Origin of the sequence: Streptacidiphilus cavernicola (genome assembly GCF_042510955.1) — a bacterium.
GTDB lineage: Bacteria > Actinomycetota > Actinomycetes > Streptomycetales > Streptomycetaceae > Streptacidiphilus > Streptacidiphilus cavernicola.
The window spans coordinates 393,826-419,375 of the sequence record NZ_JBHFAB010000004.1; the positions used below are offsets into that span (position 1 = coordinate 393,826).

Here is a 25,550-nt window from a genome sequence, read left to right on the forward strand (position 1 = left end):
CCTGCGCAGCTCACAAGGTATTTCATGCGACCTGCGGGACCGGCGCACCCGGGACCGCGCCGATCACCGTCCCGGCAAGGGTAAGAACTACTGGGGGGCGAAGGCCGTCCGCATATTACCAGGCCATTACCCTGGGGTTTTCCTGGGAGCCACCCAGCCGCTTCCTCTTACGATCGCCGGACGGCAAACCGCTCCGAAAGGGAACAGCGCGTGAACTTCAAGGTCCAGCCCTCCGCCCAGGTCGACCCGACCGCAGGGATCGGAGCCGGGAGCAGCATCTGGGATCTCGCACAGATCCGCGAGAACGCGAGCCTCGGCGAGCGGTGCGTGGTCGGCCGCGGCGCCTACGTCGGCCCCGGGGTCAGGATCGGCTCGGACGTCAAGATCCAGAACCACGCCCTGGTCTACGAGCCGGCCGAGCTGGCGGACGGCGTCTTCATCGGCCCCGCGGTGGTGCTCACCAACGACCACAATCCGCGCTCGGTGGACCCGGACGGCAAGCAGAAGCGCGGCGGCGACTGGGAGGCGGTCGCGGTGACCGTCGCCGAGGGCGCCTCGGTGGGCGCCCGCTCGGTCTGCGTCGCCCCGGTGCACGTGGGCCGCTGGTCGCTGGTCGCCGCGGGCTCGGTGGTGACCCGGGACGTCCCCGACTTCGCCCTGGTGGCCGGGGTGCCCGCACGCAGAATCGGCTGGGTCGGCCGGGTCGGCGTCCGCCTGGTGGAACGCACCGACGAGCCGGGCGTGTGGGAGTGCCCGCAGTCGGGCAGCCGCTACCAGGAACGGGACGGCGTGCTCAGCGAGTTGGGCTGAGCCGGGCCTCTCTCAGTACGCCACCCCCACCGCCTGTCGGAAGGCGGCTTGGTCGTCGACCATCGACAGCATCGCGTGCGCGACGTCCGCCCGGGAGATGGACATGCCCCGGGGGACGGCCCCGCCGATCACTCGGCGGTACCCGCCGGTCAGCGGCTTGTCGGTGAGCCTCGGCGGGCGGACCGAGGTCCACTCGGCGCCGCTGTCGCGCAGCAGCGCCTCCATCTCGGCGAGGTCCGCGTAGGAGTCCCGCAGGACCGCGCGGATCATCGGGGTTCCGATGCGGCGCAGGAAGAATGACTCTCCGTCAGGGATCGGGGCCAGCGGCGCCGCGCTGACCACGATCACCCGGTGGACCTCCGCGGCGGCCATCGCCTGCAACGCGGCGGCCGTCCCGGCGGAGGCGATGCCGACCAGCTTGCGTCCGCGCGGCCCGAGGCCGGAGAGGACGGCGTCGCGGCCGGTGACGAAGGGGACCAGGGCCCAGGCGTCGGTGGGGTCCGCGGCGACCACCCGCAGCGCGGGGTGGTCCAGGGCGAGCCTGGACTTCTCCCGCACCACGGCGGTGACGTCGTGGTCCGCATCCAGGGCCTGCTGGACGATCTGGCGACCGATGCCGCCGGTCGCACCGAGGACGGTGAGTTTCATAGGACTCTCCTAGCCGAACTCTGGTTGGTGAGTATTCACTCACCCCCCTAGAGTGAGTATTCACTTACCCTGGCGTCAAGCCCAATCCGCCCCAGGAGATCGGACCCCCGTGCCGCCCAGCGCCTCCGCCACCGGCCCCGTTCCCGGCCCCGGTTCCCGTCCCGGCCCCGCTTCCGATCCCGTCCCCGACCGGGGTTCGGCCTCGGCCGCCTGCCGGGGTTCTGTCTCCGCCGCCGACCCGGCTCCCACTCCGGGCACCGACCCCTCCGCCCCGGCCCGGGAGCGCATCCTCGACGCCGGGTGGCGGCTGATGCGCACCATCGGCCTGGTCCGGGCCACCACCAAGGAGATCGCCCGCGCCGCCGACTGCTCGGAGGCTGCCCTCTACAAGCACTTCTCCGGCAAGGAGGAGCTGTTCGTCGCCGTGCTGCGCGAGCGCCTCCCCCCGCTCGGCCCCACCATGGCGGAGCTGATCGAGAACCCGGACGGCCTCAGCACCGAGCAGTGCCTCGCCGCCATCGCCAGGACTGCAACCCTCTTCTACGAGGCCAGCGCACCCATCGCCGCCTCGCTCTTTGCCGACCCCGCGCTGATGCGGCGTCATGTCGGCGAGCTGCACCGGCTGGGCGCGGGACCGCACCACCCGCTGCACGCGCTGGCCCGCTACCTGAGCGCCGAACGCGCCGCGGGCCGGATCCGCCGCGACACCGACCCGGACGCCGCCGCCGCGCTGCTGCTCGGCGCCTGCTTCCAACGCGCCCTGCTGGCACCGTTCCTGGAGGACGCCCCGGAGCCGCTGGACAGCTTCGCCGCCTCCCTGGCCCGCACGCTCGTGGTCGGACTCACCGGCTTCTGACCCGGCGCCAATGGGAGCCCTCCCATCAGCAGTTGGCTCTAAATGGTCTGCACCAATTGTGGACCAGGCCATTGACGGGGGCATGCGAGATGAGTTCAATCAAGACTTGAACAAAGGGGAGCGAGAGCGCTCTCCCCCGGCTTCCCCTGTTCGTTTCTTGTGCGCCGACCGGGATGGGACCCCCCATGTCTCCCCGCCCCGTCCGCGTATCCGGACGCATCCCCACCGTCCCCAGGAGGACACCGCCATGCCTCGGTCAAGCATGCCCAGAACCAGGCTGTCCCGCGCCCGCACCGTCGCCACCGCAGTAGCCGTCCCCCTCGCCGCGGCGGCCACCCTGCTCGGCGGCGGCACCGCCGCCCACGCCGCGGCCAACCCGGGCCCCGGCTTCCCGGCCCACTACGCCGCGCCCTACGTCGAGACCTGGAACTCCCCCTCCGCGCTGACCAATGCCTACAACGCGACCGGCAACAAGTACTACACGCTGGCCTTCATCATCAGCAACGGCGGCTGCAACGGCCTGATCGACGGCAACGTCTCGCTCAGCGACCCGGGTTGGACCAGCGCCATCAACAGCCTGCGCGCCAACGGCGGCGACGTCATCGCTTCCTTCGGCGGCGCCTCCGGCACCGAGCTGGCTCAGGCCTGCTCCTCGGTCTCCTCGCTCCAGGCCGCCTACAAGACGGTCATCGACACCCTCAACCTGTCCAGGATCGACCTGGACGTCGAGGGCGCCCCGCTGGACGACACCGCGGCCAACGACCGCCGCAACCAGGCGCTGGCCAACCTCCAGGCCCAGTACGCCGCCGCGGGCAAGACGCTGACCGTGGACTACACCCTGCCGGTGCTGCCGACCGGCCTGCTGTCGGACTCGCTGAGCCTGCTCAACAACGCCAAGAGCCACAACCTCAACGTCAACCTGGTCAACATCATGACCATGGACTACGGCAGCGCCCAGAACATGGGCACCGCCGCCACCAACGCGGCCACCGCCCTGCACACCCAGCTCGGCCAGATCTGGACCGGCAAGACCTCCGCCCAGCTGTGGGCCATGGAGGGCAACACCCCGATGATCGGGGTCAACGACTCCACGGTCGAGGTGTTCAGCACCGCCAACGCGTCCACCCTGGAGGGCTTCGCCGCCGCCAACGGCATCCAGGAGCTGTCCTTCTGGGCGCTGGGCCGGGACCAGGCCTGCTCCGGCGGCTTCTCCGGCGCCCCCGACAACTGCAGCGGCACCGCGCAGAACGCCTACCAGTTCACCAATACCTTCAAGGCGATCACCGGCGGCGGCACGGTCACCCCGCCCCCGCCGCCGCCCGGTTCGCCCACCGGCCAGATCACCGGCTACGGCGGCAAGTGCGTGGACGTGGCCGCGGCCAACAGCGCCAACGGCACCGCCGTGCAGCTCTACGACTGCAACGGCACCAACGCGCAGAGCTGGACCGTCGCGTCCAACGGCTCGTTGCAGGCGCTCGGCAAGTGCATGGACGTCACCGCGGCCGGCACCGCCAACGGCACCCAGGTCCAGCTCTACGACTGCAACGGCACCGGCGCGCAGGTCTGGCAGCACCAGAGCAACGGCGAGCTGGTCAACCCGGCCTCCGGCAAGTGCCTGGACGCCACCGGGCCCAGCTCGGCCAATGGCACCCGGCTGCAGATCTGGACCTGCGCCGACTCGGCCAACCAGCAGTGGAACATCCCCAGCTGACGTCGCATCACCCAGGAGCAGGAGAGACCCCCATGAGGGCAGAACGACACCTGCGGCGACGGACCGCCGCACTCGCAGGAACCGCAGTGGCAGCCCTGGTCGCGAGCGCGCTGACGGTCGCGCTCGGCCCGACCGCGGTCGCGGCCACCCCCGCCGCCGTGGTCTCCGGGACCAGTTACACGGTGGTCAACAGCAACAGCGGCAAGTGCGTGGACGCCCGCGCCGCCGCGACCGGCAACGGCACCGCGGTGCAGCAGTACACCTGCAACAGCACCACCGCCCAGCAGTGGACTTTCACCGCCACCAGCGGCGGCTACTTCCAGGTCGGCAGCACCGCGAGCACCGCGCAGGTCTGGGACGTCACCAATGTCTCCACCGCCGACAGCGCCCCGATCCAGCTGTGGACCTACGGCGGCGGCAGCAACCAGCAGTGGCTGCCGGTCGCCGAGTCCACCGGTACCTACCACTTCGTCAACCGCAACAGCGGCAAGTGCCTGGACGTGCCGTCCGCCTCCACCGCGGACAGCCTCCAGTTGCAGCAGTACACCTGCAACGGCACCGCCGCGCAGTCCTTCTCGCTGAACGGCGGAGGCGGTACCACTCCCCCGCCGCCGCCCGGAACTCCCGATCTCGGCCCGAACGTGCTGACCTTCGACCCGTCGATGTCCAGCGCGACGATCCAGAGCCAGATCAACAACGTCTACGACCAGCAGCAGACCAACCAGTTCGGCGGCCAGCGCTACGCCCTGCTGTTCAAGCCGGGCAGCTACAACGTCAACGTCCCGGTCGGCTACTACACCCAGGTCCTCGGCCTCGGGCAGAACCCGAACCAGGTGACCATCACCGGCGGCGGCGTCAACGCGGACGCGCAGTGGGACGGCGGCAACGCCACCCAGAACTTCTGGCGCTCGGTCGAGAACCTCACCGACAGCCCCTCCAACGGGACCGTCAAGTGGGCCGTCTCGCAGGCGTCCCCGATGCGCCGGGTGCACATCACCGGCAACATGGTGCTGGACGACAACGGCGGCTGGTCCAGCGGCGGCTTCCTCAGCGACTCCAAGGTCGACGGGCAGGTCAACTCCGGCAGCCAGCAGCAGTGGCTCTCCCGCAACGACCAGTGGGGCAGCTGGACCGGCTCCAACTGGAACATGGTCTTCGTCGGCGACACCAACGCCCCGGCCCAGACCTTCCCCAACCCGCCCTACACCACCGTCGGGCAGACGCCGGTGGTCGCCGAGAAGCCGTACCTCTACGTCGACTCCTCCGGCAACTACCAGGTCTTCGTCCCCTCGGACCGGACCAACTCCAGCGGCATCACCTGGGGCGGCGGCAACACCGCCGGGACCTCGCTGCCGATCAGCCAGTTCTACATCGCCAAGCCGGGCGACACCGCGGCGACCATCAACGCGCAGCTGGCGGCCGGTCAGAACCTGCTGTTCACCCCGGGCGTCTACCACCTGACCAGCACCATCAACGTGACCCGCGCCGACACCGTGGTGCTCGGCCTCGGCCTGGCCACGCTGGAGGCCGACAACGGCGTCACCGCGATGACCACGGCGGACGTCAACGGCATCCGGATCGGCGGGCTGCTGTTCGACGCCGGCACCACCAACTCCCCGGTGCTGCTCCAGGTCGGCCCGACCGGCAGCAGCGCGGACCACTCGGCCGACCCGACCGTGCTGTCCGACATCTTCGCCCGGATCGGCGGCGCGGCGGTCGGCAAGGCGACCGTGAGCGTCCAGGTCAACAGCAACAACACGATCGGCGACGACTTCTGGCTCTGGCGCGCCGACCACGGCAGCGGAGTCGGCTGGTCCTCCAACACCGCCCAGAACGGGCTGGTGGTCAACGGAACCAACGTCACCATGTACGGGCTGGCCGCGGAGCACTACCAGCAGTACGCGGTGCTCTGGAACGCCAACGGCGGCCGGACCTACTTCCTGCAGAACGAACTCCCCTACGACCCGCCGAACCAGTCCAGCTGGATGAACGGCACGACCAGGGGCTACGCGGCCTACAAGGTGGCGAGCAATGTCACCACGCATGAGGGCTGGGGGCTCGGCGTCTACTGCTACTTCAACGTCAACAACTCGATCGTGGCGGACCACGCCATCGAGGTCCCGCAGACCTCCGGTGTGAAGCTGCACGACATGGTCACCGTCTCGCTCGGCGGCGTGGGCACCATCAGCCACATCGTCAACTCGACCGGCGGCCCGTCCAACTCCGGCAACAACGTGGCCGACCTGGTCAGCTACCCGTAACCGACCGGCGAAAGCGGAGGGCGGGCCGACAAGTCGCCGGCCCGCCCTCGGCGCACCGTGCGGGGCCGCGGTGGACGCACGGGTCCCGGATCAGCCCAGCGGCAGGGTCATGTGCGGCTGGACCGGGACGGTGTCCGGGCGGATGCGGTTCACCGCGGTGCCGGTGGCCAGGAACTCCAGGGCGTGCTCGCCCCAGAAGCGGTGGTCGTCGACCCTGGTGCCGACGATGCCGTCGGCGCCGATCTGCTGGCCCTCGTACTGCATCCGGGACATCGCCAGCTCGCGGGCGTCGTAGATGGCCTGGGTGAACGCCGGAAGCTCGGTGTTCACCCCGGCCTGGGACAGGGTCTGACGGAGCGTCTGGTGCGCCACGTGGTAGACGCAGCTGCCCAGCACCAGGCGGCGCGGGATCCAGCCGTGCTGCCACAGGGTCCAGAAGTCCTGCCCGGACAGGCTGGTGGTGAACGGCTTGCCGTCGATGTTGCGGTACTGCTGCCCGTCGGTGCTGCGGACCGCGGTGCCGACCGAGACGAACTCGATCACGTCGCCGAAGAACTGGTAGTTCATCGGCCGCAGCGCCACCCCGATCACCCCGTCCGCGCCGAGCTGCGCTGCCTCGGCCTCCATCCGGGACATCGCCAGCTCCCGTGCGGTGTACATCGCCTGGCTGAGGTAGCCCAGCTCCTGGCTGACCTTCCAACCGGCGCCCTGCACCCCGACGTGGTAGACGCTGCTGCCCATCACCATCCCCAGCGGCTCGAACCCGGCCTGGCTGACCAGGACGAACTCGTTCACCGACAGGTCGGAGGTGAAACAGGGTTTTCCCTGCTGCGAGTTGACCAGCCGTCCCTTTGCCGACTCCGGCAGCGGTGCGTACAACGGTGCGGTCATGCTGTGCCTCCCCCTCGGTTCACGGCGGCCCGGCGGCCACCGCCGTGCGGATACTAGTGCGGTCCCGTATCAACCGGACACCGGCCCCGGCCGCTTCGCCGGAGCCCGGCCGGGGACCCGGCGGACCGCGTCGCCCGCGCCGGGACGCAGCCGCAGCGCACCGGCGGTGGCGCCGAGGACGAGCAGGGCCAGCAGGCAGAACGCCGTGCCGTAGGCGACGGCGGCCGGGGCCGCGCCGGGGAGCAGCCCGGTGGCCGAGTCGCCGATGCGCAGGGCCACCGTCGCGGCGACCACGCCGAGCCCGGCCGCGGTCTGCTGCTGGGTGGCGGAGAGGGTGTTGGCGTCACGCATCAGGTCGCCCGGGACGTCGCTGAAGGTGATCACGGAGTAGCAGGTCAGCCCGAGCGAGCGGGCCGCGCCGCTGACCGTCGCGACCAGGGCGATCACCGGCAGCGGGGTCCCGGCGGTGAAGAAGGCGCAGGCCACCGCACTCCCGGCGAGTCCGAGCGAGGCGGTGAGCAGCAGCGGGCGGAAGCCGAAGCGGTTCAGCAGGTAGGTGGTGGCGGGCTTGATGCCGATGTTGCCGACGAAGACGAACAGCACCATCGCCCCCGACTTGACCGGGCTCCAGCCGAACACGGTCTGGAACAGCAGCGGCAGCAGGAAGGGGATCGCGCTGACGGTCACCCAGAACAGCGATCCGGCGCCGACCGCGGCGCGGAAGGTGGTGACCTTGAGCGTCCGCAGGTTGAGCAGCGGGTACGCGGTGCGCAGCAGGTGCCGGACGGCGGCGGCCAGGGCGAGCAGCGAGGCCGCGGCCACGGCGGCGGCGATGGCGGCCGTCGCGGCGCTGCCGGACCCGCCGCCGGTGCCGGACGCGCCGCCAGCGCCGCTGCCGTCGGCCGAGACCAGGTGCCCGGCCCAGGTGAGGCCGCCGAGTCCGGCGCAGGTGAGCAGGACTCCGGCCCAGTCCAGCGGCGCGGACGCGGGCAGCGGCTCGTCCTCGATCAGCCGCCAGGCGGTGGCGAGGGCGGCGGCGCCGAGCGGCAGGTTGACCAGGAACAGCCAGTGCCAGGAGAGGTAGGTGGTGATCACGCCGCCGAGCAGCGGGGCCAGCACCGGGGCGATCAGAGCAGGCCAGACCACATACGCCATCACCCGGGGGATGTCCTGCTTCTCGGTCCTGGACAGCACCACCAGCCGTCCGACCGGAACCATCATCGCGCCGCCGACGCCCTGCACCACCCGCAGCGCCACCAGTTCGCCCAGGTTCCCGGCCAGCGCGCAGCCCAGCGAGGCGACGGTGAACAGGGCGATGGCGCCGAGGAAGATCCGCCGCACCCCGTACCGGGCGGTGAGCCAGCCGCTCAGCGGGATCAGCACCGCGAGCGTCAGCAGGTAGGCGGTGACCACCAAGCCGACCGAGGTGGGGCTGGTCCGCAGCGACGCCCCGATCTGCGGGGCGGCGGTGGAGACGATGGTGCCGTCCAGCATCTCCATGAAGAAGCAGCCCGCCACCAGGAGGGCGGTATTGCGGTGGCGCGGGGTTATCGAGGTCATGCACTCAGGCTGACGCGCCGGACAGCTGCGCACAAGTTCCTGTTTGGCAGTCTACGATTGCGTCCCATGCAGCTCCCGGATCTGAACCTGCTCCCCGCCCTGGACGCCCTGCTCCGCGCGGGCAGCGTGGCCGGCGCCGCCGCCGAGCTGAACGTCTCGGCCTCGGCGATGAGCCGCACCCTGGGCCGACTCCGCCGGGTGGTCGGCGACCCGCTGCTGGTCCCGTCCGGACGCGGGCTGCAGCTGACCCCGCGGGCCAGGGAACTGCAACCGCAGGTGCAGGCCGCGCTGGCCTCGGCACTGACCGCGCTGCGGCCTCCGGCCGGAGTCGAACTGGCGACGCTGGAGCGGGAGTTCACCATCCGCACCAATGACGGCGTGGCGAGTGTGCTCGGCCCGGCGCTGGCCGCGCGCTGCGCCGCCGAGGCCCCCGGGATACGGCTCCGGCTGCTGCCCGAGGGCGACGAGGACCCGGTCGACCTGCGCCGCGACATCGACCTGGACGTCGGCGCGCTGCCGCCGCTGCCGCCGGACGTGTGCAGCCGCGACCTGGTCGAGTACCGCTACCTCGCGGTGGCCCGCGCCGACGCCTGGTACGCGGGCGAGCCGCTCACCGCCGAGCGGTTCGCGGCGCTGCCGCACATCACCACCAGCCGACGCGGTCGGGTCCACAGCGTGGTGGACCAACGACTGGCCGAACTGGACCTGCGCCGCGACGTGTTGGCGACCGTACCGACCTACGGCGCGGCCTGCTGGTTCGCACTGGAGTCGGACGCCCTGGCCCTGGTCCCGGACGGCGTCGCCGCACAGGCCGCCCGGCACCTGCCGCTGGCGGTCCTGGACATCCCGCTGGACCTGCCGCCGGTCCGACTCGGCATGGCCTGGCAACTGCGGCTGGACGCCGACCCGGCGCACCGCTGGCTGCGGGCGACGCTCGCCGAGATCGCGGCGGACGGCGGGGGCGGTGCGGGCGACGGGGACGGTGCGGGCGACGGGGCCTGAGTATTCGTCAATTCGCCGATCGCGTCGCGCCGTAGTCCCAGAGGGCCACCACGGAGCGATCCTCGCCGGGTGAGCGGACGCGGACGTTGACGTCGGAGAGGAAGGTGGTCAGGTACGGGCGGCGGCCCTGCCAGCGCTCGGCGAACCAGGCGCCGACGTCGTCCCGGTCCAGCAGGTCCGCCATCGGTCTGCTGCAGACCAGCACCAGGTCACCGGGCAGGGACTCGAACCGGGTCCAGGTCAGCCGCTCGGCGTCGCGCGGCAGCAGCGCGGTGCGGCCCTGCTCGACCCCGGCCACGTCGTGGACCCGCTCCCAGGCCCCGGCGCGGAGCCGCAGCACCGCGCCCTCGCCCACGCCGAAGGCCAGGTGCTCCCGCCGGACGCCGTCGCCGAGCCGGGACAGCAGGCAGGTGAGCCCGGTCTCCACCGCGGCGTCGTCCGCGCTGCCGTCGGTGCCGGTGCGGTCCAACTCCCGGGCCAGCGACCGGATCGACCCGGCCACGCCCAGTGCCGCCAGTTGCAGCACCCGCTTCACCTCCGCCGCGGCAGCCGGGTCGAACAGCCGATCGCCCACCGCCCGGCCGAAGTGGTCCAGTTGGTCGATGGCGCCCTCACAGGCCCGCTCGGCACCGGACCGGCTCCACTCCCCGCGCGGCGAACCGGTGGCGACGGCGCTGAACAGCACCGGCCCGCCGAAGCCGTCCAGCAGCCGGAGCCGCACCGCGTCCCTGCGGTGCTCCTTGCCGACCCGGTGCCGGTCGCCGCGGACCGAGGCGGCCCGGACCACCACCGGGCCGAGGTCCGCGCCGTCCACCACGCTGTCGGCCACCGCGTCGCGCCCCAGCGGGAGTTCACGCGGCACGGCGGGCGAGTCGGCGCCGGGACCGGGCGGCGGCGCGGTGTCCGCCGCATCGGCCGCCGCCCGGGTCAGCTCGGCCAACTGCCGCCGCAGTGACGCGGCTTCGGCCGCCTCCCGTCGGGCGTCCCGCAGTTCGCCGCGCAACCCGCTCTCCAACGCGGAGCCCTGCGGCCGGGCGGAGGCGGTGCGGAGCCGCAGCAGCAGCCCGAGGACCAGGGCGTTGCCGACCAGTGAGACACAGAGCAGGACCACCAGCACATCGGTCACGGCTTCTCCTCCGGGGTGGAACGGCGGCGACCGGCCCGGACCGCGACCGGTGCGACGGTGAACGCCTCCAACTGGGCCCAGCGATCCTCCGCCGTACCCGAGGCGGCGGCAGGTGCGGCAGCAGATGCGGCGGCAGGTGCGGCAGCACCCGGCGGCGGGGCCGGGAGGCCGGACGGGTAGCCGTCGGCGTCGGTGGGCCAGCCTGCCGCCACGGCCTGGTCGCGGCAGCTGAGCCGGATGTCCTGGACCGCGGCCCGCAGCCTGCGCACGGTGAGCCCGGCGACCAGAGCGGGGGTCCGGTCCAGGGCGGGCACGACCTCCCGCCGCAGCAGGGTCGGCAGCCCCGACCGCTCCCAGGCCGTCGCCGCCGCCCGCCCGGACGGCTCCGACAGCGCGGCCCCAGCCTCGGTGCCGGTCCCGGCCCCGACTCCGTCGCCGAGTCCGGGCAGCGCGCGCAGGGCCGCCGACACCGCCACCGCGTACGTCGGGTTACCGGCCGCCGAGGGTCCCAGCATCACCCCCAGCCTGCCGCGCAACCACCGCGCCCGCGCGTCCCTGGCCTCGGGACCGCCACCGCCGCCGTCCCCGCCCACCACGAAGACGGCGCGCGGCGGCTCCGGCAGATCAAGCACGGGGATCCGACCGACGGAGGCACGCCCGTCCAACCCATCGGGCAGCAACACCAATAGGAGGTGACAAACCGTCACTTGCTGCTGCCCGCAGCCGATCAGGAACCGGCCCGGCGTCCCGCACGGCTCCAGGGCGAGCGCGCCCGCGAGCAGCGCGGCGAACTCCTCGGCAGCGGCACGGTCCCCCGGCAGGCCGGTCACCCCGATCCGCAGCCGGACCGGTCCGGACGAACCCGCCAACGCGGATACGTCGGCGGCGAGTTGTGGGGTGAGCCGGTGTTCTCGACCGAGGTCGGTCCGGGACAGCACACGGGCGACTCGCGCGTCCCGTGCGGTGAGCAGCGCGATGGGGGTCGGGGACATCAGGCGTAGTCCTCCGGCCGTTCGACCAAGCGACCCCGGTAGACCACCACCGTCGCACTCTTCCGACTGCCCACCGACGGGACCAGAGGGGTCGTCAGAACCCACTGCACCGACGAGCCGTGGTCCCGCTCGCCGCCGCAGGCATTCTCGGTGATGCTGCCGACCAGTGAGGGGGCAGCCAACTCCTTTGCTGGAACCGGGCGGTAGCCGTAGCCGCGGACATACGCCCTGAGCGGCCCCGCGGCCACCTCTGCCCGCCAGTTCCACCACCAACTCCCCTGTTCTGCCGGGGCCTTGTGCAGCAGCCCGCCGCACCAGCCGTCGAGCTGCTGGACCATGGTGAGATGGTCGGCGGCGGGGACGTTTCCCTCGGCGTACGCCTGGAGCCTGCCCAGCAGTTCGCTGCCCTCGTCCCGGTAGCGCTGCAGGCAGTCGGGCAGCCGCTCGGCCAGCGGGTAGGTGCCGTTCCGCCCGACCCACCACAGGGCAGGATCGGCCGCGGCAAGCGCGACCGCCTGCTCGGCCCTGACCGCCCAGTCGGCGAGCCGTCCGGCGGCGGCGAACCTGCTCGACGCCAACTGCGGCAGCTCGATCCCGCCATGGATCCCCGGCAGCGGCGGAACGATCCACCGCGACGCCCCACCGGCACCGGGAGGCACGTCCGCGCCCGGGAACTCCTCGGCCAACTCGCGCAGCCGCGACAGGACTTGCTGGTACCCGTCGGAGTCAGGGGCCAGCCGCAGCAGCGCCAGCCGCAGGGCCTCCCACGAGGCGGCGGGGGCCGCCGGGTCGGCGCCGAGCGGCACGGGGACGTCCCCGCGCTGCGCCGCGTGCTGGCGGGCCAGGGCCGCCAGGTCACGCAACTCGCCTGCGAGGACGACCTGCCGGTCGAGCACAGGAGACGACGGTGCGGGTGGGGTCACTGGCGTCGGCGGGGTCGAGGGCGGCGGCGGGACGGTCGGCGAAGCCGAGGCCAGCGGAGACGGCGGGTTGGGGAACGGCGGGGTGGGGGCCGAGCTCGTCGGCGGGGGCAGCGTCGGCGGGGACGACGAGGCGGGGATCGGCGGGGACGACGGCGACAGCGCAGGTGACGACGACGCTGCTTGGGCGGACCGCCCCTGGACGGCCCGCGCCTGGCTCTCCGGCCTCTCCCCCGGCGTGCCCTCTCCGACTCCCAGCCCGTTGGGGTCCGGCTCCCCGGGGCCCGTCCGCTGGAGTTCCGCTTCCTCAGACCCAGCCCCTTCGGAACCCGCCTCCGCTGACACAGACCCGGCCCCAACCTCGGCCTCGCCCGCCCCCGCCTGCCGAACCGCGTCCGCCAAAGCCTCGTCCACCCGCCGGAACAACGCAATCTGCGCCGCCCCGTCCGACGCCAGCTCGCGGTAGACCCGCGCCGCGCCGAGCACGTCCGCGGCAGCGGTCAGCGCCTGGACCAGCACCTCGCGCGACCGCGAGGGCCGGTCGTCCAGCAACTCCGCCGCCGCAGCCGCGAACCCCGCCAGCCGACCACCGCCCCCACCTCCGACAGATCCCTGAGACTCCGTCAATTCTGCTTCGGCGCTCACTCAGTGCCTCCCGTTGAAGGGGTCCCAGAACTCGTTGAACTCGATGATGCCCTCGTCCATCCGCTGCGTCAGCACCCTCCCGGGGCGCTCCTGCACCTGTTCCAGCGAGTCCGCCGCCAGGTAGGGAATCTCGCCCCGGTGCACCCTGAGCCGGCCGCGGGCGTCCAGCGTGGCCTGGTAGTTGTCCTCCAGGCCGTAGCGGGCCTGGGCCGGGGCCTCCAGTCGGCCCAGGTACTCGGACGTGCCGGCACCCCGGTCCAGGTAGAAGTGGAAGTACCCGTGCTGCGGCGCGGCCCTGAGCCGGGCCACCCGTCCCGGCACCGGGCGCTGCTGCGCGTCGTCGCCGTCGTGGAAGGACTCGGGGAAGTACCGCAGCAGGTCAGGCGACCCGCCCGGCGCACCCCCCACACGATTCCCGCTCCCCGCACGACTTCCGCCCTCCTCCCGACCCGACCCCGGCGGGTACGACGGCACCGGGGGCAGCGCCGACAGCGCCGAGAACACCTCGGCCAGCGTCGGCGTCGCCTCGGCCGGGTCGCCGACGGCCACGCAGATCCGTCCGGGCACCGCCCCGTACCCCAGCGGCTCCTTGAACTCCAGGCCGCTGACCGCGCCGTTGAGGTCCAGCCGGGCGCCGGTGACCAGCAGGTGCGGCGCCCCGTTGCAGAGCAGGATCCGCGGCTGCAGCCGGTCGTCCACCTCGATCCGGTACGCCGCCAGCGCGCCGCGGTCCAGGTCCCAGACCGGTCCGGCCAGGGTGAAGCCCTCGCGGATGGCGGCCTGGCGGAGCGCGAAGCTGCCCCACTGGATCCGGGTCAGCTCCGCCACCGGCCGGTAGACCACCAGTTCCCTGGGCAGCGGGCTCCAGCCCGCCGAGCGGACCCCTGCCCGTCCCGACGCGTCGAGTTCGGCGAACGGCTCCCCCGCCTCGAACAGCGGCAGGAACTGCCCGGCCTGGAGCCCGATCTCGAACTTGCAGGGCAGGCTGGAGAACAGCCCGTCGGTGTGGATCTGCAGATTGCTGAGCTGGATCCCGGCCGCGTGGGCGGTCTCCCCGAGAGCCCCGTCGGCTCCGGGGCCCGCCGCGGAGCGGACCGTGCTGACCACGTTGGAGCGGTTCCGTGTCGTGTGCGCCCAGGCTGCGCCGATCGAGGTGGCCTGCTTGGCGACATAGCCGGTCTCCACCGACAGCGCGGCCGGGTTCCAGTCGATCGACTCCTGTCCCTGCTTGGTGAGTTGGGTGGTGACCGCGCTGCGGACCTCGGGCAGCGCGCTGGTCCGCCCGGACAGCACCACCTGGTCGAGCACCGGTTCGGCCGGCACCGGCCGTCCGTCCCGGTCCGCTGTGTCGCGCTGGCGGCGCAGCCGCTCGAAGGTGGTGCGCACCAGGTGGGCGCCGATCTCCGCGGCCTGGTGCAGCACCGGCGCGGTCAGCCGCCGGAACTGGTCCCGGTCCAGCGGAAGGGCCTGCAACGGCCGGTTGCGCCCGAGTCCGCCCTCCTTCAGCGCGAGGTCGATCTCGCTCACCGAGAGCGCGACCTCCCCGTCCCCGCCCCGGCCGAACTCCCGTTTCTTCGCCTCCGCCAGCCGCCACAGCTCCTCGAACCTGCGCTTGCGCGCCGCTGACTCCGGGTCGGTCGCCCCGGGCTCGAAGTGGGTGGGCAGCCGCTGCCGCAGGATCTCCCTGACCTCGTCGGAGACGACCTGCGGCAGGGTGATCGCGGCCTGCTCTGCGACCTGCTCGGCCAGCGGGCGGGCCCGGCGCTGCGGGCTGCCGTCGACCGGCGGGAGCACGGTCTCGCCCGCCCCGAGGAAGTCGACCAGCCGCGCCTTCAGCCAGTAGAAGACCTGGAGCGTCAGCAGGTCGCCGCCGAGCTGGCCGTGCCCGGTGGAGCCGAGCAGCCGGGGTTCCAGCCGGTAGTCGCGGCCGGACACGAAGGCCTGGTCGGGGCCGAGTTCGACGGTGGTGTCGGTCAGGGTCAGCCCCAGCAGGGCGACGTCGGTGGTGCCGCCGCCGATGTCGATCACCAGCATGATCCGCTGCCAGGTCGGCGGGTCCTCGCCGACCTGGCGGGAACCGGCCCGCAGCGCCTCCAGCCCGAGGTTCTGGTTGCCGGAGAGGTCCCGCATCACGAAGTAGAGGCCCGCGGCCAGGCCCTCGTCGAAGTCCATCACCACGTCCGGGATCGAGAGCCCCTCCCGGACCAGCCGCTCCAGCCGGGCCTTGGCCTCCGGCAGGATCGTGGTGGGGTAGGTGAGCACGGCGGTGCGGACCCGGCTGGGCAGGCCGTCCACCCGCTCGGTGGTGGACCACTCGGCCTGGTCCAGCAGCAGGTGGTACATGTGCTGGGCCAGGTGCACCGCCGGGCGCTCGCTCCCCGGCACCGGCCTCGGCCGGTGCTGGAACAGCGCCCGCTTGATCCCGACCAGGCCGCCGGTCTTGTCGGCGTGCAGCCGGAAGCCGTGGTCGACGTGGGCCGAGACGCCGCGCCGGTACTCGGTGTCGGAGGTCTCCACGATGGCGCTGGCCGGGGCGTAGGTGCGCTCCCGGCCGACGTCCGGGTAGCGGACCGGGACCAGGCTGTGCCGTCCCAGCGCCGGGGTGTTGACGACCCGTGCGTAGCCGGTGTGCAGCCGCGGCACCAGCCAGTCGCGCAGTGCCCGCCCGCCGTCCCGGCAGCTGTGCTCCACCTCCAGCATCACCGCGTCCGCGACGTCGGCCTCGGCCAGCCGCTCCAGCGCGGTCTCCCAGCCGATGGCCGGGCTGCCCTCGCGGGCGAGCACCACGCTCTCCCCGCGCAGCCGCTCCAGCTCCCGCTTCCACACCCCGGGGGCGTCCGGCGGCGGGGCGGTCAGCTCGGCCAGCATCTCGCCCAGCGCCCGGCTCTGCGCCGGGTCGACCGCCTCGTTGGGGACCACCGCCCCGTCGTGCAGCGTCGCGGTGCTGGCGGTGGTGCCGAAGTCGACCACCACGAAGCGCTGGTAGTCGGGCCCGTCCAGGGGCGGCCGCAGGGTCAGAAAGACTTCCTCGTCCGGTTGCTGACTGTCCGTCGGGACCTCGTCGGGTGCGGCGAAGACCAGGTGCACACTGCCCTGGGCGGTCCGCTGGCCGACCGGTCCGCCCTCGTACTCGACAAACCAGGAGACGTCCAGCTCGACCCGCTCCGCGGTCGCCGCGGGCCGCTGCGGGAAGGGGAGGCGGCCGGGCGCGATGCCCGCGGGCCGGTGCACCAGGCCGGTGCCGACGTCCTGCTGCGCCGCGAGCACGGTCCGGCCGACCACACCGAGCCGCTCGTTCTTCGACGGACCCCAGGCCGTGCGCAGCGCCTGCTCCAGCACCGAGCCGTCGGCGCGGCCCTCGGGCCGGTGCACCACGATCCGCGGCGGCATCAGCACAGTCAGGTAGGCGGCGGTGCCCTGCTGCTCGAACACCACCTCCGGCAGGGTGTAGGCGTCGCCCGAGGCGTAGAGCACAAAGCCCATGCCGCCGAACGGGACCACGGTGCGGGCCGCGCCGGGCCGCTCCGGGGCCTGGAAGCGGATCGCCAACTCGTCGTTCATGCCTGTGCCACGCTCCACTTCTGGACGAAGACGTCGATGGGCTGGGCCTGGAGCGGACCCCCGGCGTCCGCGGGCTCCGACCCCTGCGGGCCTGCCGCGCCCCGGGGTCCCGCCGCGCCCTGCGGGCCTGCCGCGCCCAGCGGGTCGCGGGCTCGCGGCGGGACGGCCTCCCGCTCGGAGAGGATGACCGCGGCGGCGTCCTGGTAGATGCCGCCGAGCCCCTCCGCGACCTGGGCCAGCAGACCGTCCAGGTAGTCGGTCGCCAGCTTGGCCGCGGCCTCCGCCGCGTGCACCCGCAACTGCGCCACCCCGAGCGGGTGCCGGTGCTGCTGCTCCAGCGAGGAGCTGAGCGGGGGCATCCGGTGGTGCCACGGCAGCGCGTGGTCCGGTAGCGCCGGGAAGCTGCCGGCCCACCGCCGCCGGGCCTCCTCGGTCGGCGGCAGCAGCCGCAGCGCGATCTCCTGCGCGTTCGTCCGCGCGGCCAGCGCCCGCCACAGCTGCGTCAGTTGCTGCTCCGCCTGGTCGTCCGAGCCGCGGCGGCGGGCGTAGAGCTCCAGCAACCGCGCGGCCACGTCCGGGTCCTGCCACCACTCGGCCTGCGGGTCGAACTCCGTGCCCCAGCGCTCGCCCCACTCGACCAGCCACTCCAGCAGGGCCAGCCGGTCCCGCGCGGTCCGCTCCTCGACCAGGTGGACGAACTTCTGGACGAACGCCTCCGAGCCGTCCGCGCCGGGAGTGCCGTCGCCCTGGCCGGAACCGCCGGAACCGCCGGGGCCGCCCGAGCCGCCGGGGGCGCGGTTCGGGAGGCCCGGCACCGCCGTGTAGCTGACCAGGGTCGGCCGCGGCACCCGCTTCTCGCTGCGGGTGACCAGGTGCCCGGGGTCGTTGGAGGCGCGTTCGAGCAACTGCTGCCACTCGGGCCAGTCGTAGACCTCGTCCCGCACCGCCGCCGCGGTGTCCGCGGTACGGGGCGGGCGGGGCTCGCCGGTGTCGTCCGAACGCCCGGCCACCCGCAGCCGGGCCAGCTCCGGGCCCAGCTGCTTGTCGATCTGCAGCTTGACAGAGCCCAGCCGGACGCCGATCTCCGCGTACCCGGCGGTGTCGTCGCCGCCCTCGTGCCGGTGCACCTCCCGCCGCAGCAGCTCCACCTGCCGGGCCAGCCGCTGCTGCGAGACCCCGGCCCGGTCCAGCTTCTGCGCGGTTCCGTGGACGCTGACATGACGCACCATCAACTCCTGGAGCGCGCCGATGCCGCCGTCCTCCTCGAAGGCGCGCAGCCGGGGGGTCCAGGGGTTGCCCGCGTCGGCGGCGGCGAGGCGGGCGGCGATCGGCTCCCAACGCGGGCCGGGGACGGCGCGGACCGACGCCAGCGCCTCGTCCACCCGGGCTCGGGTATTGGTCGACAGTCCGTCAAGTCCCAGGCCCAGCCGGTCGATCGCGGCGACCGGGGAGACCACCTGGATCCGGTCCTCGTGCCGGCCGACGTAGCGCTGCGCGTAGGTGTGGACGCCGTTGGCCTCGTGCGCCTCCTTGAGGAAGTCCGGCAGCCCGAGCGGCCCGGCGCCGGGGAAGGACGGGACGTGGGCCAGGTCGAAGGCGTTGGCCGCGACCAGCGCGGCGTCCTCCAGCGCCGCCGCGCCGCGGCCGTCGTTCTTCAGCATGGTCCAGAACGCGTTGGCGCCGGTGGCCTCGGCCCGGCCGGTGCGCAGCACCAGCAGGATGGTGTGCACGTCCACCAGTTCCCGGCGGCTGAGGTAGGCGTCGCGGCCGTACGATCCGGCCGCGCCGATCCCGGGGAAGTCCAGGATCTGCACCTCGTGCTCCGCGAGCAGCCCCTCCAGCGGCCAGTGCTCGGGCGAGACGGCCACGTCCAGCAGGACCCGCTCGATCAGCGGGAAGCTGTGCTGCAGCTGCACCGCGGCGGTGGCCGGACGGCGCAACCCGTCCGGGGTGAGCGTGAAGGTCCGCCGGCGCGGCGGGTGCTCCGGGATCCGCTCCGCGGTGGGCAGCGCGAGGGCGTCGCGGACCACGTCGGTGCCGACCGTGATCCGGCCGCCGACCAGCTCCTCCTGGTTGAGGAAGGCGTCCCGCATCAGGCACAGCTCGCCGACGGCGCCCTTGTGCGCGTCCGCGACCGGCCGGGTCCGGCCGCCGGGGGCGGGGATGCCGCTGAGCGCAGGTGCGGTGCCGGGGAGGCCCGGCGGGCCCGAGCGGGTGGTCCCCCACAGCCGCGGGTACCAGGCGTCGAACGGGGCCCAGCCGCGCGGGTGGGTCAGCGGGTCGTAGTCGCCGAGGATCTCCCGCGCGCCCAGCTCCGGGTTGTCGTGCTCGACCTCGTCGACCAGCTCGGCCAGGACGGAGCGGAAGGAGGCCGAGAACTGCTCCCGGCCGAGGAAGCGGATCTCGGTGGTCGCGGCGGCGCGGGTGCCGCCGCCCTTCGGGCCCTGGGCCAGCCGCAGCACGGTGATGTTGCCGGTGGCCGGACGGTCCTCGACCGGGAGCAGCCCGGGATCGCCGAGCAGCGTGCCGAGCAGCAGCGACTTGCCGACGTTGTACTCGCCGACGAAGCCGATGGTCACCGGGGCGCCGACCCGGGCCTCCACCTCGCGCGCCGCCTTGAGGATCTCGTCGTAGGCGGCGCGGGCCTGCTCGGAGTCGGGGATCGCCTGCCGGCCGAGCATCTCGACGGCCTCCTGCGCGTACGCGCCGAGTTCCGCGAGGGCTGGGGGGTCACTGAACACGGGTCTCCTCTGCCTTCACGTTGGTGGGTGAACGTTCACTGACCTACGAAGAACAGCTCCAGCCGGATCGTGTCGGCCTTGCCCTGACCGTCGAAGTAGCTGCGGATGATGCTCTGGTGGTAGGTCGGGAAGAAGTTCGGCGCGAACTGCGGCAGCATCGGGGCGACCGTCTCCGCTAGCTGCGAGCTGTAGTTGACGTCCCCGGCGGTGGCGAAGACCAGCACCAGGGCCGCGTGGCGGCCTCGGTAGGGGGCGATCCCTTGCAGCACCTGACGCTTCAGGTCCGCCAACGCCGGTGCGGAGTGCGCCAGAACGGCGGCGGGGTCGACCTTCAGGGTCACCGACTTGGTGTGCGGGTCGAGCCCCGGCGGGGAGGTTGCCGTGGGCCGCACGGTCGGCGAGGCGCTGGCGGACACGGTCGGCTTCGGCTTCGCCGTGGGGTGCGCAGGAGCGGCCACGACCTCCCCGCCGAGGACCACGACCACCAGCACCAGCAGCAGATCCGCGAACAACCATCCGGCCAACTGCGGCATCCGCGACCCGACTCCGTCCCCCCGCCGACTCACTCGCCCCCACCCCCCACGGACGGCTGGGCCGAGGCCGACCCATCGTCAGCCTCCGGCCTAACATCAGTCCCTGAGTCACCATCAGCACTCGGGCCTCCGGCCTGAGCAGGGGCCCCGGCCTGCCCGCGGGCCCAGGGTTGCCCGGAGGCCCAGGGTTGCCCGGAGGCCCAGGGTTGCCCGGGAGGTTCCGCCCCTGCCGTGGCGTCCGACGCAGCGGCGTTCGCAGCGGCGTTCTCCGCCGGGGCCGCGTCCTGCGGAGCCGCCTCCGGCGTGCCGCCCCACAAGCCGTTGTCCGGAGCAGCGGCATCCTTCTCCCCCGCGCCCCGGGGCGGTGCGCCCTGTGGCGCACCGGCCTGCGCCGCACCCTCCGGGTAGGCGACGCCGTCCCGGCGAGCACCGGCAGCCGGCTGCCGCACCCCAGCGGCATCCGCCGCCCCAACTTGCCTCAGCACCAGGCGAGTGCGGCCCTCCGCGTCCGCCGGTACCACCTCCGCCCGCGCACGGGCCTCCGCCTCCGCCCGCGCCGCTTCTGCCTGGGCGCGCCCCTCCGCTCGGGCCGCTTCGGCGCGGCCCTCCGCCGCGCGAGTCGCCGCCCTGGCCGCCTCCCGTTCCGCCGACGCCACCGCCTGGCTCAACGCAGCGAGTTCGCGGGCCAGTTGCTCCGTACCTTGGCGCAGTCCCGCCGTGAAGTCCGACAGCACCGCCCCCACCCCTTCGGTGGACGCCGCCAAGGCGTCCACCGCCGCGCGCTGGTCGACCCTGACCCCCTCGTCCGCCTCGGCCCCGACCCGGACCAACTCGCCCACCTGCTCGATCCGCGCCCCCACCTCGGCGATCCGCGCGGCCAGCTCCCCGGTGACCGACCGCACCTCCTCCCGGAGCGACGCCGCGACCGCGGCCAGCGCCAGCTCGTACGCCGTGCCGATCCGGTCCGCGCCGTCCTCCGCCGCGCCGCCCAGCGCCTCCGGCAGCACCGCGACCGAGCGGTCCAGCCCGGTGACCGCCGCCGCGACCGCCGTGCTCGCCGCGCCCACCGCGGTGCTCCCCTCCCGCACCGCCGTGTCCAGCACCCCGGCCGCCTCCGCCAGCAGCTCCGCCGCCGCGCGGGCCTGCCGCCCGTGCGCCTCGGCGGCCTGCTCCAGCACCGCGTCGAAGCGCCGCGCCGCGGCCTCGGTCGCGGCGCCGATCAGTTCGGCTGCCTCCCGCCCCGTCGTCTCGACACCTTCGGTCATCCGGGTGACCGCGGCGCTGACCCGGTCCCCGAGCTGCTCCGCACCGCGGGTCAACTCGCCTGCAGCGGAGGCCGCCTGCCCGGCCGCGACGCCCACCTCCCGAGTGCCGGTCCGCATCGTCCGCACCGCTTCGCCCAGCGCCTGCGTCGCGGTCCTGCTCTCCTCCGCGGCGGTGACGGCCCGGCTGAGCAGGGCGCCGGTCTTCGCCTCGGAGGCGTTCGCCCGGTCGAGCAGCAGCGCCAGCCGGTCCGCCGACTCCTGCAGTACCTCGGCGAACCGGGCCGGGGTGGCCCGCGCGTCCCGCGCGGCCAGCACCTGCACCTGGGCCAGCGCCCCGGCCAGCCGCCGTGTCAGCTGCTGCCGCTCGGCCTCGTCCTGCCGCTCCCAGGCATGCCGCCAGAGCGTCGTGCCGACCAGGGCGACCAGCACCGCGAGGGTGTAGCAGACCATCAGATCGAACCGCAGCGGCGCCCACAGGTGCCCGTCGAAGCCCTGCTGCCAGAGCTCCAGGAACGAGCCGCCGCCCCCGCCGCCGGGCTCGGCCCGCATCCGCTGGTAGGCGAGGGCCGCCGCGCCGAGCCCCAGCCAGGTGACCATCAGCGGCAGGAACACCAGGACCGACGGCACCGCCCCGAGCCGCCCGCCGAACCGGCGCCCCCAACCGCCGCCCCCCGCAAAGCTCTTCGCGAAGCCTCCCGCGAAGCCCCTCGCCGAAAAGCCGACCGCCGAACCCCCGACCGCCGCAGGCCCCACCGCATCAGGACCGGCATACGCGGCGACCAGGTCGACCCCAGCCCACCGGGCTAAATCAGACTCCTTTTCGGAAGTGCCGGTACTACCGCCCGCCGCGCCCTCCCCCGCCCTTCCCGAGGCCCCTGGATCCGGGCTGACCGCGTCCGCGATGTCGCGCAGCGCCGCCCGGTGCGGGGCCAGCCGGGGCCGGTCCGCAAGATCCCTCAACTCCCGCCCCAAAGCCTCCCGTTGGAACCAGATAGGAATCCCCGTCAAGGCGCCGGCAACACCCCCGCCACCCCTCGGCCCCCCGGCCGCAACCTGTGCTCTCCGTTCCAACGGCATGCCGCTGCCCACCCCCAGCCGCCCCGACTCCACCCTGGAAATCGTGTTGAGCATCCCATGCCGGAGGCACCGACAAACCGTCAATCTACTTAATTGGCACCATACGTGGGGCCATCAATTACAGGTTCATGCCATTACATCTCCTTTACACTCCACCCACCCCGCCCCGGCAACCGGCCAATCACCCCAAACCCTCCCCAACCACGCGCCCGGTCAACGCGCGTTGCCTATCCGCGTAGACGCCCCGCGTAGACCACGCCTGACCTGCCAAAATGCCGACCGTCGCGAATTTACCGGCGGCAGTATTCCCAAGTGTCATGCAGGGTTCATCCGAGACGTCCATGATGGCTGCTGACAACGGCTCAGCCCCCGCTCCACAAAGATCTCCGTCTCACCCTCAGGTCTCAGGTCTAGGAGGACCGTGTCCAGATCCCGCTCCCACGTGCTGCTCGCCGCGATCGCCGCCGCCGGCACCGTCGCCGCCGTCGCACTGGCCCCGACCGCCAACGCCACCTCCGCCGCGTCGTCCTCCTCGGGCGTCGTCGTCGAGGAGGTCTACGGCGGTGGCGGCAACTCCGGTGCCACGCTGAAGAACGACTTCATCGAGCTGCACAACGCCGGCAGCGCGCCGGTCGACCTCAGCTCCTGGTCGGTGCAGTACATCTCAGCCGCGCCCGGCGCGACCACCACCTGGCAGGTCACCCCGCTGACCGGGAGCATCGCCCCCGGCGGCTCGTACCTGGTCCAGGAGGCCGCGGGCACCGGCGGCACCGCCGACCTGCCGACCCCGGACGCCACCGGCGCCGTCAACATGAGCGGCACCGCGGGCACGGTCGCCCTGGTCACCTCGCAGACCGCGCTGACCTGCAAGACCTCTGCCGACTGCGCCGCCGACAGCAGCATCGGCGACCTGGTCGGCTACGGCACCGCCGTGGTCCACGAGGGTTCCGCCGACGCCCCGGCGACCAGCAACACCACCTCGGACTCGCGCGACGCCAACGGCACGGACACGGACCAGAACGGGGCCGACTTCACCGCCGGCGCCCCGACCCCGGCGAACAGCTCCAGCGCGCCGACCTCGCCCACGCCCACCCCGTCGGGCAGCGACAGCGCCTCCGCCTCGCCGACGCCGACGTCCACCGCGACGCCGGGCCCGCTGCGGATCCACGACATCCAGGGCACCAGCTGGGTTTCGCCGCACAACGGAGACACCGTCAGCAACGTCCCCGGCATCGTCACCGCGCTGCGCACCAGCGGCGCGTCCAAGGGCTTCTGGATGCAGGACCCGAACCCGGACGCCAACCCGGCGACCAGTGAGGGCATCTTCGTCTACACCTCCTCCGCGCCCGCCGTCGCCGTCGGCGACTCGGTGCTGGTCTCGGCCAAGGTCTCCGACTACTACCAGCTGTCCAGCGGTGACACCCTCGCCAGCACCTCCAACCTCTCCGTCACCGAGCTGGCGACGCCCACCGTCACCGTGCTGAGCAGCGGCAACCCGCTCCCGGCGGCGATCGTGCTGAGCGCGGCCAACGTCCCGTCCACCTATGCGCCGAACCTCGGCGGGGCCAACATCGAGTCCACCCCGATCACCCCGACCCGGTCGGTGCTCGACTTCTACGAGTCCATCGAGGGCATGCGGGTCGAGGTCGACAACGCCCGGGTGGTCGGCCCGTCCGACGCCTACGGCGAGCAGTACGTCACCGTGAAGCCGAGCGAGGCCGCCACCTACCGCGGCGGCAGCGAGCTGCTCGGCGAGAACGCCACCCCGTCCGGACGCCTTGAGGTGGTCGCCGACAACGGCAGCAACCCGCAGGTCAGCGTGGGCGACACATTCACCGGCGCGACCATCGGCACCATCGACTACTCCCAGTACGGCGGTTACGTCCTGGCCGCGTCCAGCCTCGGCACGGTCCAGGCGGGCAACCTGGCGCCGGTGGTGGCCAAGGGCACCACCAACAAGAACCAGATCTCGGTCGCCACCTACAACGTGGAGAACCTCGCCCCCGGCGACTCCGCGACCAAGTACCAGAAGCTGGCCGCGGGCATCGTCACCAACCTGGCCAAGCCCGACATCATCGCGGTCGAGGAGGTCCAGGACAACTCCGGCGCCACCGACGACGGCACGGTCGCGGCCAACGTCACCCTGGACAAGCTGACCGCCGCGATCGTCGCGGCCGGCGGCCCGCAGTACAGCTACCGCGAGATCGACCCGGTCAACGACCAGGACGGTGGCCAGCCCGGCGGCAACATCCGCTCGGTGCTGCTGTTCAACGCCGCGCGGATCAGCTTCGTCGACAAGGGCTCGGCCACGGTCAACCGCTCCACCACCGGCACCCAGGTGGTCTCCGACGGCGGCTCCCCGGACCTCACCCTCTCCCCCGGCCGGATCGACCCGACCAACCCGGTCTGGAACTCCAGCCGCAAGCCGCTGGTCGCGGAGTTCAGCTTCGGCGGCAAGCCGGTGTTCGTGATCGCCAACCACTTCGACGCCAAGCTCGGCGACCAGAGCCAGGACGGCCGCTTCCAGTTCCCGGCCCAGTCCTCGGCCCTGCAGCGCTCGGGCCAGGCCCAGGTGGAGCACGACTTCATCCAGAACATCCTGAACGCCAAGAAGAAGGCCGACGTCGTCGTCCTCGGCGACCTCAACGACTACCAGTTCAGCCCGGCCCTGGCCTCGCTGCGCACCGGCACCGCGGACGGCACCGGCCCGTCCATCCTGACCGACCTGATCAGCACGCTGCCGGTGAACCAGCAGTACACCTACGACTACCAGGGCGTCTCGGAGGTGCTGGACCACATCTTGGTGACCCCCGGCATCAGCGCCCCGGTCTACCAGGTGGTGCACATCAACTCGGAGTACGCGAACCAGACCAGCGACCACGACCCGCAGGTGGTCCAGTTCAAGCCGTGAGGTGACACCGGCGTCGGCGGGTGTTCCCCGCCGACGCCGG

General features: G+C 73.0%; 16 protein-coding genes. 6 read left to right on the forward strand and 10 right to left on the reverse strand.

Annotated features, from left to right (window positions below; genetic code table 11):
- Positions 1 to 210 precede the first annotated feature (210 nt).
- Positions 211 to 810, forward strand: a complete 600-nt coding sequence (locus tag ACEZDE_RS08080; protein ID WP_380533934.1) for an acyltransferase — start codon at positions 211 to 213, stop codon at positions 808 to 810.
- 12 nt (positions 811 to 822) lie between these two features.
- On the opposite strand, the gene ACEZDE_RS08085 is transcribed toward ACEZDE_RS08080, so the two are convergent.
- On the reverse strand, positions 823 to 1,458 hold the full coding sequence (locus ACEZDE_RS08085; RefSeq protein ID WP_380533936.1) for an NAD(P)-dependent oxidoreductase: 636 nt from the start codon (positions 1,456 to 1,458) through the stop codon (positions 823 to 825).
- A gap of 109 nt (positions 1,459 to 1,567) precedes the next feature.
- Between ACEZDE_RS08085 and ACEZDE_RS08090 the strand changes: the two genes are divergently transcribed.
- The 3 genes from ACEZDE_RS08090 (at position 1,568) to ACEZDE_RS08100 (ending at position 6,286) form a co-directional block, all read left to right on the forward strand.
- Positions 1,568 to 2,314 carry a TetR/AcrR family transcriptional regulator gene (locus ACEZDE_RS08090; RefSeq protein WP_380533937.1) on the forward strand — a complete coding sequence of 249 codons (747 nt, stop codon included), beginning with the start codon at positions 1,568 to 1,570 and terminating at the stop codon, positions 2,312 to 2,314.
- 262 nt (positions 2,315 to 2,576) lie between these two features.
- Positions 2,577 to 4,025, forward strand: a complete 1,449-nt coding sequence (locus ACEZDE_RS08095; protein WP_380533939.1) for a ricin-type beta-trefoil lectin domain protein — start codon at positions 2,577 to 2,579, stop codon at positions 4,023 to 4,025.
- A gap of 32 nt (positions 4,026 to 4,057) precedes the next feature.
- Positions 4,058 to 6,286 carry an RICIN domain-containing protein gene (locus ACEZDE_RS08100; protein WP_380533941.1) on the forward strand — a complete coding sequence of 743 codons (2,229 nt, stop codon included), beginning with the start codon at positions 4,058 to 4,060 and terminating at the stop codon, positions 6,284 to 6,286.
- Positions 6,287 to 6,376: 90 nt separating this feature from the next.
- On the opposite strand, the gene ACEZDE_RS08105 is transcribed toward ACEZDE_RS08100, so the two are convergent.
- Together ACEZDE_RS08105 and ACEZDE_RS08110 are read right to left on the reverse strand one after the other, a co-directional pair.
- On the reverse strand, positions 6,377 to 7,177 hold the full coding sequence (locus tag ACEZDE_RS08105) for a heavy metal-binding domain-containing protein (RefSeq protein ID WP_380533943.1): 801 nt from the start codon (positions 7,175 to 7,177) through the stop codon (positions 6,377 to 6,379).
- Positions 7,178 to 7,246: 69 nt separating this feature from the next.
- Positions 7,247 to 8,737 carry an MFS transporter gene (locus tag ACEZDE_RS08110; protein ID WP_380533945.1) on the reverse strand — a complete coding sequence of 497 codons (1,491 nt, stop codon included), beginning with the start codon at positions 8,735 to 8,737 and terminating at the stop codon, positions 7,247 to 7,249.
- 66 nt (positions 8,738 to 8,803) lie between these two features.
- On the opposite strand from ACEZDE_RS08110, the gene ACEZDE_RS08115 reads away from it, so the two are divergent.
- The gene (locus ACEZDE_RS08115; RefSeq protein WP_380533947.1) at positions 8,804 to 9,739 is read left to right on the forward strand and encodes a LysR family transcriptional regulator; all 936 of its coding nucleotides are present in this window, start codon (positions 8,804 to 8,806) and stop codon (positions 9,737 to 9,739) included.
- 7 nt (positions 9,740 to 9,746) lie between these two features.
- Here the strand turns inward: ACEZDE_RS08115 and ACEZDE_RS08120 are convergent, their stop codons facing one another.
- The 7 genes from ACEZDE_RS08120 to ACEZDE_RS08150 form a co-directional block, all read right to left on the reverse strand.
- Entirely contained in the window at positions 9,747 to 10,865 is a 1,119-nt protein-coding gene (locus ACEZDE_RS08120) for a protein phosphatase 2C domain-containing protein (protein WP_380533949.1), read from the reverse strand.
- Entirely contained in the window at positions 10,862 to 11,857 is a 996-nt protein-coding gene (locus tag ACEZDE_RS08125; RefSeq protein WP_380533951.1) for a hypothetical protein, read from the reverse strand. The genes ACEZDE_RS08120 and ACEZDE_RS08125 overlap by 4 nt, the downstream gene beginning before the upstream one ends.
- Positions 11,857 to 12,753, reverse strand: a complete 897-nt coding sequence (locus ACEZDE_RS08130; protein ID WP_380533953.1) for a hypothetical protein — start codon at positions 12,751 to 12,753, stop codon at positions 11,857 to 11,859. Before ACEZDE_RS08130 ends, ACEZDE_RS08125 begins: the two co-directional genes overlap by 1 nt.
- Before the next feature lie 669 nt (positions 12,754 to 13,422).
- Positions 13,423 to 16,983, reverse strand: a complete 3,561-nt coding sequence (locus ACEZDE_RS08135) for a hypothetical protein (protein WP_380533955.1) — start codon at positions 16,981 to 16,983, stop codon at positions 13,423 to 13,425.
- The gene (locus ACEZDE_RS08140) at positions 16,980 to 19,724 is read right to left on the reverse strand and encodes a hypothetical protein (RefSeq protein ID WP_380533957.1); all 2,745 of its coding nucleotides are present in this window, start codon (positions 19,722 to 19,724) and stop codon (positions 16,980 to 16,982) included. Before ACEZDE_RS08140 ends, ACEZDE_RS08135 begins: the two co-directional genes overlap by 4 nt.
- Positions 19,725 to 19,759: 35 nt before the next feature.
- Positions 19,760 to 20,257: a hypothetical protein gene (locus ACEZDE_RS08145; protein ID WP_380533959.1), complete on the reverse strand. Its 498-nt coding sequence runs from the start codon at positions 20,255 to 20,257 to the stop codon at positions 19,760 to 19,762.
- A 29-nt stretch (positions 20,258 to 20,286) separates the two neighbouring features.
- On the reverse strand, positions 20,287 to 22,149 hold the full coding sequence (locus tag ACEZDE_RS08150) for a hypothetical protein (RefSeq protein ID WP_380533961.1): 1,863 nt from the start codon (positions 22,147 to 22,149) through the stop codon (positions 20,287 to 20,289).
- 871 nt (positions 22,150 to 23,020) lie between these two features.
- On the opposite strand from ACEZDE_RS08150, the gene ACEZDE_RS08155 reads away from it, so the two are divergent.
- Positions 23,021 to 25,510, forward strand: coding sequence for a lamin tail domain-containing protein (locus ACEZDE_RS08155; RefSeq protein WP_380533963.1), 2,490 nt, complete (start codon positions 23,021 to 23,023; stop codon positions 25,508 to 25,510).
- Positions 25,511 to 25,550 lie beyond the last annotated feature (40 nt).

Coding starts and splice junctions, on each gene's coding strand:
- ACEZDE_RS08115 (WP_380533947.1), top strand. CDS start 8,804: ATGCAGCTCCCGGATCTGAACCTGCTCCCCGCCCTGGACGCCCTGCTC.
- ACEZDE_RS08105 (WP_380533943.1), bottom strand. CDS start 7,177: ATGACCGCACCGTTGTACGCACCGCTGCCGGAGTCGGCAAAGGGACGG.
- ACEZDE_RS08145 (WP_380533959.1), bottom strand. CDS start 20,257: ATGCCGCAGTTGGCCGGATGGTTGTTCGCGGATCTGCTGCTGGTGCTG.
- ACEZDE_RS08110 (WP_380533945.1), bottom strand. CDS start 8,737: ATGACCTCGATAACCCCGCGCCACCGCAATACCGCCCTCCTGGTGGCG.
- ACEZDE_RS08085 (WP_380533936.1), bottom strand. CDS start 1,458: ATGAAACTCACCGTCCTCGGTGCGACCGGCGGCATCGGTCGCCAGATC.
- ACEZDE_RS08095 (WP_380533939.1), top strand. CDS start 2,577: ATGCCCAGAACCAGGCTGTCCCGCGCCCGCACCGTCGCCACCGCAGTA.
- ACEZDE_RS08100 (WP_380533941.1), top strand. CDS start 4,058: ATGAGGGCAGAACGACACCTGCGGCGACGGACCGCCGCACTCGCAGGA.
- ACEZDE_RS08135 (WP_380533955.1), bottom strand. CDS start 16,983: ATGAACGACGAGTTGGCGATCCGCTTCCAGGCCCCGGAGCGGCCCGGC.
- ACEZDE_RS08125 (WP_380533951.1), bottom strand. CDS start 11,857: ATGTCCCCGACCCCCATCGCGCTGCTCACCGCACGGGACGCGCGAGTC.